Here is a 14,011-nt window from a genome sequence, read left to right on the forward strand (position 1 = left end):
TTTCACACCTTCTTTCTTCTAAAAAAAGAATACTATATAGTTTGTTAAAATGCAATAAAAAAGGCAGCGAATGCTGCCTTTTTTACTTAGTTTTATTCTTCTTTGGCTTTTTAGGATCGTTTATACTTATTCCAGTAAATCCATAGAATACTGCAACTAATGGATTAATTAAGTTTAAGAATGCATATGGAAGATAAGCAAGAGGGCTTACTAAAAGCACGCTATACATATATGCTCCACATGTGTTCCATGGGACAAGTGGGGATGTAAGTGTTCCTGCATCTTCAAGTGTTCTGGATAATAATCTTGGCTCAAGACCCATTTCATCGTAAGCTTCCTTGTACATTCTTCCGGGAATAACTATAGATAAATATTGGTCAGCAGCTAATATGTTTATGGCTATAGAAGATAGAATTGTAGCTAAAACTAGTGAACCAGTTGAGTTTGCAACAGAAAGTATCTTTTGAGCTAATGCGCCCAACATTCCACTCTTTTCCATAATTCCGCCAAATGTCATGGCTAAGAGTATCAAAGATATGGTCCACATCATGGAATCTAGACCGCCTCTGTTTAGCAATTCATTGATTATTTCAGTTTCGCTTTCAATTGAAAAACCATAATGTATTGTATCGACGATTTGACCCAAACTAGCTTTTTGGAATATAGCTGCAAATAATGCACCTAGACCAGTTCCTGCCAATAGACCTGGTAAAGCTGGGGCTTTAAAAGCAACCATTAAAATAACAATTATTGGTGGTATCAACAAAACAGGTGATATATAGAAATTTGCTGATAAACCATTTAAGATTATGTCTATGCTTGAGGTATCTAAAGATTGGCCTGCATATCTAGATCCTATAATAGCATAAAGGATTAGAGCGATTATTAAACTAGGGATTGTTGTATAAAGCATATATCTAATATGTTCGAATAAAGTTGATCCAGCCATTGCTGGAGCTAAATTGGTGGTATCAGAGAGAGGTGACAATTTATCTCCGAAATATGCACCTGAAACAATTGCACCTGCAACTATTTCAACCGGGATTCCCAATCCTCTACCTACTCCGATAAGAGCAACCCCTACAGTACCTGCTGTAGTCCAAGAACTACCAGTTGCTAATGAAACTACACTACAGATTAATGTAGTAGCTACAAGAAAGATTCCTGGAGATAGTATTTTAAGACCATAATAAATCATTGCAGGGACAGTACCGCTTAGTATCCAAGAACCTACTACTGTACCTATAACCATTAAAATAAGTATTGCTTGCATAGACATCTGAATAGTTTCTATTGCGCCTTTTTCAATTTCAGCCCAAGAAAATTTCAACATCAATACAGACACTAGAGAAGCTACTACTATTGCAACTAGTAGCGGTATGTGAGGGTCTGCGCCAAGTACTATTATTCCATAGGAAAGACATATAATTAGAACGACTATTGGAATAAGAGCGTGGAAAATAGTAGGCTGTTTCTTTTCCTTCATTATCAACACCTCCGTTTATTGAGTTGTTTAATTATAAACAACTATTTATAATAGCTTACAATAAAATATGCAATATTTCAATATTTTCTAAAAATTAAAGTAATAGCCATTTAACTAAATAGCTGTTTTAATATTCAAATTTCAATATTTATGAAGAATATTAAGGTTTCTTAACAATGAGAACATTTGTTTTTGCAACCTGTGATATCTTTTGACTTACACTTCCAAGTATAGCTCGTGAAAATCTTCCCATGCCTTTACTGCCTATAACTATTAAATCAAAATCACCTTCTTCAGCTAGATTTAATATCTCCTCTGAAACATCTCCTGTTTTGCACACTGTTTCTATTTCTTTCCCTAGATCTTCAAAAAATTTCTCTGCAGTTTTAAGTAGTTCTTTAGAATATGCTAGATCTTTTTGAACAGCATTGTATCTGTATTCCATATCTAGATATTTTATGCTATCCACTACCGTTATTACAGTTATTGAACTATCAAAAGCTTTAGCTAATTCTTTAGCCTTTTGCATAGCTAATTGAGAGCACTTAGAGCCATCGATTGGAACTAATATTTTTTTCATTAAAATCCCTCCCTTTACAATAGTTATACCCTGATATTAAATATCTTCACTTTGAAATTAAACATTTCTGAATAGAATGAAATTTTACAAAGAAATTAGTGGCGCTATCAGTATTTTAAAAATTAAGAAAAATATTCTTTATTTAATTTACATAATGCTATATAATTTTGTTAGATAAATATCAAATAAAGGAGGAGGATTATGTGAGCAGATTAAGTATTATAACAAAAGATAAAGCACAGTCTACTGTCGAAGAGATGTATAAAGATCTTGAAAGACGTATTGTTGCTTCGCCACCTGGACTGTGTCCAATCGATTTGACATTATCTTTTGTCAACATGGCACATGCTCAAACTTGTGGGAAATGTGTTCCCTGTAGAGTTGGGCTGGGTCAATTGGAAACCCTTCTAAAAGATGTCCTAGATGGAAGAGCTACCTTAAAGACGATTGATTTGATAGAAAAAACAGCAAACAGTATTTATCTATCATCGGATTGTGCAATTGGTTATGAAGCTGCAAACATGGTTTTGAAAGGTTTAGATGGATTTAGAGATGATTTTGAGGAGCATATCTTAAGAGACAGATGCAATTTTGGGATTTATCAATCAGTTCCTTGTGTTTCTTTATGCCCTGCAGAGGTAGATATTCCAGGTTACATCGCACTTATTTCAGAGGGAAGATATGATGATGCTATTAAGTTAATTAAGAAGGATAATCCTATGCCTGCAACATGTGCATACGTTTGCGAGCATCCTTGTGAGACAAGATGTAGAAGAAATATGATAGATGATTCGATAAATATTAGAGGACTAAAAAGATTTGCTGTGGATAATGCAGAATATATAGAAAATCCTAGAAGGATGGACTTAACGGGTAAGAAAGTAGCAGTGATTGGCGGAGGTCCAAGTGGTCTTACATGTGCTTATTATCTTTCTATGATGGGACATCAAGTAGATTTATACGAGAGTAAAAACAAATTAGGTGGTATGCTAAGATATGGAATACCTAGCTATAGATTACCTAGAGAGATATTGGATAAAGAAATTGAAAGTCTGTTATCTTACGATGTCAATGTATTTACTAATGTTACTGTAGGAAAAGATATTTCTGTGGTGGATTTGAAAGATAAATACGACAGTGTGTACATAGCAATTGGTGCGCAAATTCACAAAAGCATGGGCATAGAAGGAGAAGATGCTAAAGGAGTATATTCGGCTGTTGATATTTTAAGAGATATTGGTGATGGTATTTATCCTGATTTCAAAGATAAAAAGGTTGCAATAATCGGCGGAGGGAATGTAGCAATTGATGTTGCTAGATCAGCTGTTAGGCTAGGTGCTAAAAATTCAAATATCATATATAGAAGAAGAAAAGATGACATGCCAGCACTTAGAGAAGAAGTTGAAGCAGCTATTTCTGAAGGATGTGAAGTATATGAACTTTCAAATCCTATAAAGATTGAAGCAAACGAAGATGGGGAAGTCAAAGCTTTAATAATACAGCCTCAGATTGTTGGAATGATGGAAAATGGAAGACCAAAGACACAAGATGCAAAGGAAAAACCAATTCAAATAGATTGCGATGTTGTTGTAATAGCTATAGGGCAAGGTATAGAATCTAAAGATTTTGAAAAAGAGGGGATACCTGTAAGAAGAGGTGTGATAGATGCACTAAGTTCTGCTGGGGTTAAAGATATACCAGGTGTCTTTGCAGGAGGAGATTGTATTTCAGGACCTGCGACAGTTATACAAGCTATCGCTGCTGGCAAAGTAGCTGCTGCTAATATAGACAATTATCTGGGATATCATCATGTAATAGAATCAAATGTGAATATTCCTCAGCCTAGATTGGCAGACAGAGTTCCTTGTGGTAGGGTAAATATGAAAGAAAGACCTGCTGATGAGAGAAAAGAAGACTTTTTATTAGCAGAATGCCCAATGAGTTTCGAAGAAGCAAGCCAAGAGTCAAAGAGATGCTTAAGATGCGATCACTTTGGTTTTGGAGTATTTAAAGGAGGGAGGACTGAAAAGTGGTAAACGTTACTATAAACAATAAAAAAGTCTCAGTCCCAGAAGGCACTACAATACTAAAAGCTGCGGAATTAAACCATATAAATATACCTAATTTGTGTTATCTTGAAGGATTAAATGAAATAGGTGCCTGCAGAGTTTGTGTTGTTGAGATAGAAGGAGTTAATAGACTTATACCTGCTTGTAACAATGTAGTTGAAGAAGGGATGAAAATTTACACTAACAGCCAAAAGGTTAGAGAAGTGAGAAAAACGAATGTAGAACTTATTTTATCTCAACATGATGCAAGATGTGCAAGCTGTGTTAGAAGTGGGAATTGCAGTTTACAAGATATAGCAAATGATTTAGGGATATTAGAAGTTCCATATGAGTTGCAGTTACCTAATGCTAAATGGACTGAAGGATTTCCTTTAGTTAGAAACTATGAAAAATGCATAAAATGCATGAGATGTATAGAAGTATGCGATAAGGTGCAGGATTTAAAGATATGGGATATTGCAAATACAGGGTCAAGGACAAGAGTTGATGTATCCAAAAACAGAAGAATAGAAGAAGCAGACTGTGCGCTTTGCGGGCAGTGTATAACTCATTGTCCAGTTGGAGCTTTGAGAGAAAGAGATGATACAGAAAAAGTGTTTGAAGCTCTTTCTGACAAAGAAAAAATAACAGTAGTTCAGATAGCCCCTGCAGTACGAGCGGCATGGGGAGAATCATTGGGACTTAATAGAGAAGAAGCTACAGTGAAAAGATTAGCTAGTGCACTAAAAATGATGGGTTTTGACTATGTATTTGACACAAACTTTGCTGCAGATTTGACGATAATGGAAGAAGGTAGTGAGTTTGTTGAAAAACTTAAAAACAGGGAAAATGAAAAATTCCCTATGTTTACCTCATGTTGTCCAGGTTGGGTCAGATTTATAAAGACTCAATACCCAGATATGATTGATCAATTATCTTCTGCAAAATCTCCACAGCAAATGTTTGGAGCTATAGCAAAGAGCTATTATGCTGAAATACATGATGTTGATCCATCTAAGATATTTGTGGTCTCAATAATGCCATGTACAGCTAAGAAATATGAAGCAGGAGTTAAAGTTTTAAATGACGCAGGTGCAGGACAAGATGTAGATGTAGTTTTGACAACAAGAGAAGTTGATAGAATGATTAGGGCTGAACATATCGATGTAAGATTTTTAGATGAGATTGAATTGGATCAGCCTCTTGGGGTTAGCACTGGTGCAGCTGTTATATTTGGAGCAACTGGTGGCGTTATGGAAGCAGCACTTAGAAGCGCTTACTATCTAGTAGAAGGCAAAAACCCAGATCCTGATGCATTTAAAGAAGTAAGGGGCAACAAAGAGGGCTGGAAAGAAGCTAAGTTTTCTATAGATGGAATAGAATTAAAAGTTGCAGTTGCAAGTGGACTTGGAAATACCAGAAGATTGATAGAAGCTATCAGAAATGGCAAAGCTTCATATGATTTTGTAGAAATAATGGCATGCCCTGGTGGATGTGCTGGAGGCGGAGGGCAACCTATTTGGGATGGTAAAGAACTGGCTGAAGAAAGAGCACAGATTCTATATGGATTAGATGAAATCAACGAATTGAGATTTTCTCATGAGAATCCAGCTGTTGTTGAATGCTATGAAAGATATCTGCAGAAACCTCTATCTCATACATCCCATAAATTATTGCATACTAATCAAAATGAATGGAACTTAAATCCTTTGGAAAAATAAATAAATAATGATTGGCATATCTTTAGATATGCCAATCATTATTTAACAACTAAGACCGATCTATCAGCATGTGTTACGACCTTATGCGATACTCCTCCAAGTACAGCTCTTTGGAAAGCACCCAATCCTCTTGTCCCTATAACTATCAAATCTACATCCTCTTCATCAGCTGTATCAATGATTTCACCAGGAACATCTCCAAATTTAAATACAGTCTTTACTCCGTAAGGGTAATCGCTTAGATCATTTTTAGCATTTTGCAACAATTCTTTAGCATTTTGTTCTAATATCTTGATTAATTCATCTTTGAATTCTATGCTAAAAAATCTTCCATTGTCAATAACAGTTAAGATAATCAATTCAGCATGATATAATTCGCCTAGCTCTTTTGCTCTTTTTAATGCTCTTTTTGAGTTTTCAGATCCATCGATAGGTACTAAGATTTTTTTCATTTTAATCACTCCTTTCTTTAAAAATTACTACTATATTTGTATTTACATAATACCCAGATTTTAGAAATTAAATAAATATTTATCAATTTTTTATAATGCTATTTTATCAATATTTATGGTATTATATAAGATAAGTAAATAATAAAGGAGTGATTAAATGACAACACCTCACAATAGTGCAAAAAAGGGCGATATTGCTGAAACTATTTTGCTTCCAGGTGATCCTCTAAGGGCGAAGTTTATTGCTGATAATTTCTTGGAAAATCCAGTTCTATTTAATACAGTAAGAAATATGTTTGGATACACTGGAACATACAAAGGAAAACCTATATCTGTTATGGGAACGGGAATGGGAATACCATCTATCGGAATATATTCCTATGAGTTAATACATTTTTATGGTGTTAAAAACCTAATAAGAATAGGTTCCTGCGGGGCAATACAAGAGGATTTGAATTTATATGATGTAATCATCGGAATGGGTGCTTGTACAAACTCAAATTATGCACATCAATATAATCTTCCAGGCACATATTCTGCAATCGCTTCATATGAATTGTTGGAAAAGGCTGTAAATGTTTCTAGAGAAAAAAACATACCAGTAAGAGTAGGCAATATTTTATCTAGCGATACCTTCTACTCAGCAGATGAAACTGAAGTAGAAAGATGGAAAAAAATGAATATATTAGGAATAGAGATGGAAGCATATGCACTTTATTGCAATGCAAATTATGCAGGAGTAAATGCCTTAACTATTTTGACAGTAAGCGATTCTATAGTTAAAAAGGAAGAGACAACTGCAGAAGAAAGAGAAAAAAGCTTTACAAAAATGATGGAAATAGCTTTAGAATTAGCATAAACAGAGGATGCACTGCATCCTCTTGATTTTATTTAAAGGAGGATTTATATATGCAAAAAATCAATGTTCTTATTGATTGCGACCCAGGCCATGATGATGTAATGGCTATTTTATTGGCTTTGGCTAATAGAGATAAATTGAATATTTTAGGAGTTAGTACAGTTGCAGGAAATCAAACATTAGATAAAGTCACTTTAAACGTAAGAAAACTATATACATATTTAGGGATAAAAACACCCATTGCAGTTGGGATGGAAAGACCCATCATAAGAGAATTAAAAACTGGGGATTTTGTACATGGGGAAAGTGGACTAGACGGGTTTGAATTTCCAGAGCCGACAGTTGAAGTTGATTCAACAAATGCAATCATATTTATGAGAGAGAAGCTTCTAAGTTGCCATGAAAAGAGCGTGCTGATAGCTACAGGGCCATTGACTAACGTAGGATTGCTTTTAAGAACTTTTCCTGAGGTTAAAGATAAGATCGAATACATATCTCTAATGGGGGGTTCCATATTTAAAGGAAATGTTACACCTTTTGCTGAATACAATATTTATGCTGATCCTGAAGCGGCACACATAGTATTTAACAGCGGGATACCAATTGTAATGAGCGGATTAGATGTAACCCATAAGGCATATATAACAAACGAAGATATTTTAGAACTTGAGAGAATAGATGGTAAAGTTACAAGAATGTGTGCTAAATTATTGAAGTTCTTCACAAAATTTCATACTAATGAGGGCTATAAGAATTTTCCTCTGCATGATGTATGCGCAGTTATGTATGTGCTCAATAAAGACATATTTGAGGGACAAAATTTATTAGTCGATATAGATACTTCGGATACAATGCATAGAGGAAGGACCGCTGCAGATTTAAGAGAATGGGTAATTCATGAAAATACCAATACATTGGCTCTGTTGGATGTAGATAGGGAAAAATTTATTCATGAGTTATTTGCTGCTTTTATAAAGCTTGATAAAGAACTCATTTAAATTTCTATTTAATTTTTATTGAGTTTTAATAAACTTTTAATAATAATGTTTCATAAAAACACTATTTATAAAATGAATAAAAGAAAAATTTATTTTATTTTTAGTACTTTCTCACAAATCATATAAATTTTTTAGTGAAAAATGAAAAAACATTAATAATTGTCCTCTTGTTTTAGTTGTTTTAAAGTGCTATATTATACATATATAGTATAAAACAATAAATATCATACAATATATAGTATATATGTATTGAGGATAGAGGAGGATTATAATGGTACGAGTTGAGAAAAGGAATGGCAAAATTGTTGACTTTGAAGGCGAAAAGATAGAAATAGCTGTAAAAAAAGCCATGGAGGAAACAGAAAAAGGAATAGATGAGGAATTAGCCAAAGAAATAAGCCAAAAAGCTTTTGAAACTTTCAAGGATTTAGATGTAGTAAATATTGAACAGATTCAAGACTTTGTTGAAGTAGAACTGATGAAATCAAGACCAGAGGTTGCTAGAAAATATATTATTTATCGTGAAGAAAGGGCGAAGTTAAGAGAACAAGGCTGGAGCATGTCTGATCTTCAAAGAGATATTTATGAAAAGAAATACAGATATGATTCTGAATCCTTCGAAGATTTTCTAGAAAGAGTAAGTGGAGGAAATGGACCTATAAAAAAAGCTATAAAAGATAAGAAATTTATGCCAGCAGGTAGAATTTTAGCTGGTAGAGGTCTAGATAAGCTAGGAAGAAAAGTAACGCTTAGCAACTGTTATGTTATGCCAAAGGTCGAAGACAATATAGAATCTATTTTTGATACTGCAAAATATATGGCTAAGACATATTCCTATGGAGGCGGAGTAGGATTAAACATATCAAAACTAAGACCAAAAGGTGCTAAAGTAAACAATGCTGCAAGTACTACTACTGGTGCTGTAAGCTTTATGGATCTATTTTCTATGGTAACGGGGCTCATTGGCATGAGAGGCAGAAGAGGTGCTCTAATGTTAAATATGGACATAGATCATCCCGATATCGAAGACTTTATAGATGTCAAAAATGACTTATCTAAAGTTACCTATGCTAATATTTCAGTTAATATAACTGATGAATTTATGAGAGCTGTAAAAGAAGACAAGGATTTTAAACTATATTTTAAAGTAGAAGCAACAGGAGAAGAAATTCAAAAGGTAGTAAAAGCAAGAGAGATATTTAGAAGAATAGCCAAAAATAACTGGAACATGGCTGAACCTGGGGTATTGTTTATAGATAGAATAAATTCATGGCATTTGTTAAGTGAAGATGATGAATTTGAATTTGCTGGGGTAAATCCTTGTGCAGAAGAAACTTTACCTGCATTTGGAAGCTGCAATCTTTCTTCAATAAATTTGAGTGAATTTGTAAAGCATCCTTTCACTAAATATGCTAGATTTGAATTCGAAAAATTTGGTGAGATGGTAAGAAATGGTGTTATCTATTTAAATGAAGTTTTGGATGAAAATATGAATTTGCATCCACTAAAAGAACAAAGAGAGATGTCAAAAGCATATCGACAAATAGGCTTAGGAATAATGGGGCTTGCTGATATGTTTATAATGATGGGAGTCCGTTATGGAAGCAGTGAATCCATTTCGCTAATCCATCAAATAGGAAGGATAATGATAAATGAAGCGCTAAGACAGTCTGCTCTTTTGGCTGCTAAATATGGTCCATATCCAAAATATCGAAAAGACGCAGTTTTGGCATCTCCATTTCTAAAATCTAATGCAGATGATGATGTTTTAGAACTCATTAAAGAGCATGGACTAAGAAATAGCCAACTATTAACTATACCTCCTACTGGTAGTATATCAACTCTTATTGGTTGCAGCAATGGAGTAGAACCTATATTCCAAGTATCCTATATAAGAAAATCAGAATCACTTCATGCTGAGGATACTTATTATAAAGTGTTTACACCTATTATCAAGGAATATATGGATAAAAACAATCTATCTTATGAAGAAGAATTGCCAGATTTTATCGTTACGACATCAAATCTAAATTATAGAGAGAGAATAGAAGTCCAAGCTGCATGGCAACAATACATTGATGCAAGCATTTCTTCAACTGTAAATGTGCCAAATGAATTCACTGTTGAAGAGGTTGAAGATTTGTATATGTATGCTTGGGAAAGAGGACTTAAAGGAGTCACTATTTATAGAGACGGATGTGCAAGGAGTGGTATTTTAATCACTGACAAAAAGAAGAAGACAAATCTTGAAAGAATAGATGAACTAAAGGAAGAAATCAACAAATTAGCTGAAGAAGAATTAAAGAGAGACCCTGACACATGCCCTATGTGTGGCGGGAAAATGAATCATTCTGGTGGATGTGAAGAATGTCAAGACTGTGGATATAGCCCTTGTGCAGTTTAATTAAATAATCTATTAAAATAAATCTCTAACTTTTTAGTTTAAAGTTAGAGATTTATTTATTATATTAAGCTTTAATAGATTTTAAAAAATCAAAGATATTATAAATTTAATATTTACATTGAACTAATTTACAATTATAATGGACTATAAAAATACAAAGGGAGGCGAAATAAATGCATATTTTAGAAATGGTAGTTGGTTGGCTCTGGGGATTACCCCTTATAATAACCATATTAGGTACAGGGATTTATTTCAGTATCAGGTCTAATTTTTTTCAGTTTTCACATTTTAAGCATATCATGAAAAACACCTTTGGGAAGATATCTTCAAAAAATAAAGGAGAAGGAGACAAGGGAATACTTTCTCCATTTGAAGCAGTTTCTACCGCTATAGGAGGAAGCATAGGTGTAGGAAATATAGGCGGGGTTGCTACAGCAATTGCTGCAGGAGGCCCTGGTGCAGTATTTTGGATTTGGGTTGCAGCATTATTTGGCATGATGATAAAAATGGTTGAAGTTACTTTGGCTGTCTACTATCGTTCAAAAGATGATGAGGGCAATCCATATGGTGGGCCGACATATTATATGGAAAAAGGTCTGGGGGAAGAGAGAAATATTAAGATATGGCCAGTGATAGCTGTTTTATTTGGATTAGGAATCTTTTCTACCTTTTTTATCACGATGCAAAACTATACTGTTTCTGAAGCAGTAGGAAATACATTTAATATACCAATTTTAGCAGTATCGATAGTTTATATTATTTTTATTTATATAATAATAAATAACGGGATCCCTGGATTAGGAAAAATTGCAAGTAGAATAGTTCCTTTTATGACTATGTTTTACCTTTTAGCTGGTATATTTATAATTTTTAAGAATATAGCATATTTGCCATCAGGTTTAGCTGAAATATTTCAATCAGCATTTACTGGCACAGCTGCTGTAGGAGGATTTGCAGGAGCAGCAGTTGCAAAGACAATACAGATGGGAATGGCTAGGAGTGTATATTCAAATGAAGCTGGTTGGGGAACATCTCCTATGATTCATTCTACTGCTAGAACAGATCATCCTGTAAAACAAGGATTGTGGGGAGCTTTTGAAGTATTTGTGGACACTATTTTAGTTTGCACAATTACAGCATTGGTAATTGTGCTGACAGGAGCTTGGAAAACTGGAGCTTCTGGTGCTACATTAACTCTTACTGCTTTTGAAATGGAAATTGGTTCAATAGGAAGATATATAATAGCTATATCAGTATTTTTGTTTGGATTAACCACGACTACTGGCTGGTATGCATATTATGAAATACTTTTAAGACATCTTATGAAGAACAAAAAGGCTTTAAGGGATAAAATCCTGAGATTTTTTAGATTGTTCTATCCAGTGCCTGGAATCATTATAGTACTAATAGCTGTTTTTGGAGAACTTCCAGGGACAACACTTTGGCTTTTTGCTGATTTGACATCAGCCATACCTACATTTTTAAATGTTATAACTATATTGATTTTAAGTCCGGTATTTTTTAGACTTTTAAAAGATTACAAGAGCAGATATTTAGGCATAGGGGAAATTGATCCAAATGCTAAGATATTCTATGAAGAGGAATAATCGTAAAATATATCTTCATTATAAAATAATTATATGTGATATAATTATTAAAAACATATCAGGAGAAGGCTATGAGTTTTAAAAAATTAATGATATTTGCTTCATTTATGTGGACTTTAATGAATTTTCATCATCCTGTAAATCCTGCTTTTTTTGAAGAACTGAATTTGCCTAGTCATGTTTTTGGGACTTCTTATGCTATGATGGTGTTTTTTTCATTTTTGTCTTCTCCATTCTGGGGTGCTATAGGAGATAAAAAAAGCAGAAAGAAAACATTAGTTATATCCACTTTTTTTTACGGACTAGCACAATTTTTATATGGATTTTCTAACAATTTATGGCAAATATTATCTCTTAGAGCTATGGCTGGATGGTTTACCGGAGGGATGGTTGTTGGGCTGATGGCTATGATAGTAGAGGTCTCACAAGCAAACAAGCTATCTAAAAACATGGCAACATATTCAGCCATATTGAGCATATTTACTTCTATTGGATTTCTGATAGGAGGATTATTAGGATATCTTCCTATCAGATTTGTTTTTTACATCCAAGGCTTAGGGATGATGTTAATTAGCATACTTATAATGATATTTTTAGAAGATGTTAAAAAGGAAACAAGAGATGCTGATTTTAATTTCGGCACTGGATTGACTGATCTAAACACCATAAAAACTATAAAATCACCTTGGATAATAACTTTTTTATCTTTAACGTTTCTCATATTTTTGGCTTTTTCATCTACAAACAATGCATTTAATTATTATTTGAGAGATGAGCTTCTGTTTATGCCCATAATAAATGGCATTTTTAAAGCACTGACTGGCATCTTGGGACTTGTTTGCAATTTGACTATTAATGTTTATTTGATTAGGCATTTTGATTTAAAGAAAGCATTGTTAAATTCTATATTAATCTCGATTATAATTACAGTAATCATATATATTGCGACCGATAGCATTTTGTTCTTAGTCTCAAGCTTATTATATTTCATATTAAACACTATCCAATTGCCTATACTCCAAAGTTTTGCTGTAGAAAACACAAAAGACAACGCAGGATTATTATCAGGAATATTCAATGCATTTAAATCTCTTGGGGAGATGTTTGGAGCACTTATTGCTGGGTTTATATATGCACTAAATAGTAAGTTTCCGTTTTTAGTTTCAATGATAGCATTATTTATTGCTTTTATTATATTAATTGTATACTCGAAATATAAAAAAAGATTAGAGGCGATATAAATGTGTGGTAGATACTCACTTGATAAGGAAATGGATGAGATTCTCATAAGATATAAGGCTATAAACAAAGCTAATGAATATAAACCTAAAAGAGAAATTTATCCAACTGATGAGGGATTAGTGGTTTTGGAGAATGAAGAAAGAGAAATTATGTATATGAAATGGGGATTTTTAACATCCTTTTCGAAAAGGCCTATAATAAATGCTAGAAGCGAGACTATTTTTGAAAAGGCAACATTTAAAGATTCTTTTTTAAATAGAAGATGCATTATACCTATTGATAGTTATTATGAATGGGAAAATGTAGATGGTAAAAAGATAAAAAGGAATATAAGAATAGAAGGAGATTCCATATTTTCTTTAGCAGGAATTTATAATATTTTTAAAATAGGTGATGAAAAGCATCTAGCTTATGTTATAATAACAACAAATGCAAATAAAAAAATATCTCATATTCATGAAAGAATGCCTGCAATCTTAAGTAAAGAAAACGAAGATATTTGGTTAAATTCAAAAGAAAACAATGTGAATGTACTAAAAGATATGCTTAAGTCTTATGATGGCGATTTTATAATTGGTTAGGAGTGATGAAATGTTAAACAACAAATTAATCTC

Annotated in this window: 11 protein-coding genes; 8 read left to right on the plus strand and 3 right to left on the minus strand. The window is 33.3% G+C overall.

Going from position 1 to position 14,011, the window contains the following annotated elements:
• Positions 1–82: 82 nt before the first annotated feature.
• Positions 83–1,486, minus strand: coding sequence for a Na+/H+ antiporter NhaC (gene nhaC / locus ACTB1H_RS00190; RefSeq protein ID WP_463260811.1), 1,404 nt, complete (start codon positions 1,484–1,486; stop codon positions 83–85).
• 160 nt (positions 1,487–1,646) lie between these two features.
• Positions 1,647–2,066 (minus strand): universal stress protein, encoded by a 420-nt coding sequence (locus tag ACTB1H_RS00195; RefSeq protein ID WP_463260812.1) that lies wholly within the window; start codon positions 2,064–2,066, stop codon positions 1,647–1,649.
• A 203-nt stretch (positions 2,067–2,269) separates the two neighbouring features.
• On the opposite strand from ACTB1H_RS00195, the gene ACTB1H_RS00200 reads away from it, so the two are divergent.
• Together ACTB1H_RS00200 and ACTB1H_RS00205 are read left to right on the plus strand one after the other, a co-directional pair.
• Positions 2,270–4,102: an NAD(P)-binding protein gene (locus ACTB1H_RS00200; protein WP_463260813.1), complete on the plus strand. Its 1,833-nt coding sequence runs from the start codon at positions 2,270–2,272 to the stop codon at positions 4,100–4,102.
• Entirely contained in the window at positions 4,096–5,835 is a 1,740-nt protein-coding gene (locus ACTB1H_RS00205) for an NADH-dependent [FeFe] hydrogenase, group A6 (RefSeq protein ID WP_463260814.1), read from the plus strand. The genes ACTB1H_RS00200 and ACTB1H_RS00205 overlap by 7 nt, the downstream gene beginning before the upstream one ends.
• A 38-nt stretch (positions 5,836–5,873) precedes the next feature.
• On the opposite strand, the gene ACTB1H_RS00210 is transcribed toward ACTB1H_RS00205, so the two are convergent.
• A complete protein-coding gene (locus tag ACTB1H_RS00210; protein ID WP_463260815.1) occupies positions 5,874–6,287 on the minus strand; it encodes a universal stress protein in 414 nt (137 codons plus the stop codon).
• A 157-nt stretch (positions 6,288–6,444) separates the two neighbouring features.
• On the opposite strand from ACTB1H_RS00210, the gene deoD reads away from it, so the two are divergent.
• From deoD to ACTB1H_RS00240, 6 genes are all read left to right on the plus strand, one after another.
• On the plus strand, positions 6,445–7,146 hold the full coding sequence (gene deoD / locus ACTB1H_RS00215) for a purine-nucleoside phosphorylase (RefSeq protein ID WP_463260816.1): 702 nt from the start codon (positions 6,445–6,447) through the stop codon (positions 7,144–7,146).
• A gap of 50 nt (positions 7,147–7,196) precedes the next feature.
• On the plus strand, positions 7,197–8,144 hold the full coding sequence (locus ACTB1H_RS00220; RefSeq protein ID WP_463260817.1) for a nucleoside hydrolase: 948 nt from the start codon (positions 7,197–7,199) through the stop codon (positions 8,142–8,144).
• 271 nt (positions 8,145–8,415) lie between these two features.
• Positions 8,416–10,548, plus strand: coding sequence for an adenosylcobalamin-dependent ribonucleoside-diphosphate reductase (locus tag ACTB1H_RS00225; protein WP_463260818.1), 2,133 nt, complete (start codon positions 8,416–8,418; stop codon positions 10,546–10,548).
• A gap of 173 nt (positions 10,549–10,721) precedes the next feature.
• Positions 10,722–12,155, plus strand: a complete 1,434-nt coding sequence (locus tag ACTB1H_RS00230) for an alanine/glycine:cation symporter family protein (RefSeq protein WP_463260819.1) — start codon at positions 10,722–10,724, stop codon at positions 12,153–12,155.
• A 71-nt stretch (positions 12,156–12,226) separates the two neighbouring features.
• Positions 12,227–13,396 (plus strand): MFS transporter, encoded by a 1,170-nt coding sequence (locus ACTB1H_RS00235; protein ID WP_463260820.1) that lies wholly within the window; start codon positions 12,227–12,229, stop codon positions 13,394–13,396.
• Positions 13,397–13,978 carry an SOS response-associated peptidase gene (locus tag ACTB1H_RS00240; protein WP_463260821.1) on the plus strand — a complete coding sequence of 194 codons (582 nt, stop codon included), beginning with the start codon at positions 13,397–13,399 and terminating at the stop codon, positions 13,976–13,978. It abuts the gene before it with no gap.
• The last annotated feature ends 33 nt before the right edge of the window (positions 13,979–14,011 follow it).

The sequence above is a fragment of the Soehngenia sp. genome (genome assembly GCF_055108775.1).